The 886-nt window shown below is 66.1% G+C and carries 1 protein-coding gene; it reads left to right on the forward strand.

Annotated features, from left to right (window positions below):
• Nucleotides 1–20: 20 nt before the first annotated feature.
• Nucleotides 21–886 (forward strand): integrase core domain-containing protein (locus ACTMTF_RS49395; protein ID WP_441117036.1); only part of this gene is annotated, 866 nt, incomplete at its 3' end.

Below are 886 nucleotides of genomic sequence, written 5' to 3' on the forward strand. Positions count from 1 at the left end.
TGGACAAGCTGCGGCAGTTGGTGCTGCTGGTCCGCCCGGACACTCTCATGCGCTGGCATCGCGACCTGCTCAGGCGTCGGAACGCGGCGGCCGGCGCACCCCGGCGGCCAGGGCGTCCGTGCACCGTCCGATCCATCCGCGCTCTGGTGTTGCGGCTCGCACGGGAGAACTCCTCCTGGGGCTACCGGCGTATCCACGGCGAGTTGGCCGCGCTCGGTATCAAGGTCGCCGCCTCCACCGTGTGGGAGATTCTGCGAGAACACGGCATCGCTCCGTCGCCCGAACGCGTGCACACCACCTGGGCCGACTTCCTACGCGACCAAGCGGGCGCGCTCCTGGCGTGCGACTTCTTTGAGGTCCGTACCCTGACCGGGGCCCGGCTCTACGTGTTCGCCGTCATCGAGCACGCCACCCGCCGCGTCCACATCCTCGGCGCCACCGCCCACCCCACCGGCCCGTGGGTCACCCAAATCTGCCGCAACCTCCTCATGGACCTACACGACGCGGGCACCACAGCCACGTTCCTCCTCCGCGACCGCGACACCAAATTCACCGCGGCCTTCGACGTCGTACTGACCGACGCCGCAATACAGATCGTCACCACAGGCATTCGCATCCCGCGTATGAACTCCATCATGGAGCGCTGGATCCAGACCTGCCGACGCGAACTACTGGACCGCACCCTGATCTGGAACCAACGCCACCTACTCCACACCCTGCGAGGGTTCGAGACGTTCTACAACGAACATCGACCACATCGGACTCTCAGACAGGCAGCGCCGCTCCGACCCCTGCCCGAACCGAGCACCATTCCAGCCGAGATCACCCGCCTTGATATCCGCCGACATGATCGACTCTGCGGCGTCCTCAGGGAGTACAAGCATGC

The organism is Nonomuraea sp. ZG12, from assembly GCF_052068115.1.
Classification (GTDB): domain Bacteria; phylum Actinomycetota; class Actinomycetes; order Streptosporangiales; family Streptosporangiaceae; genus Nonomuraea.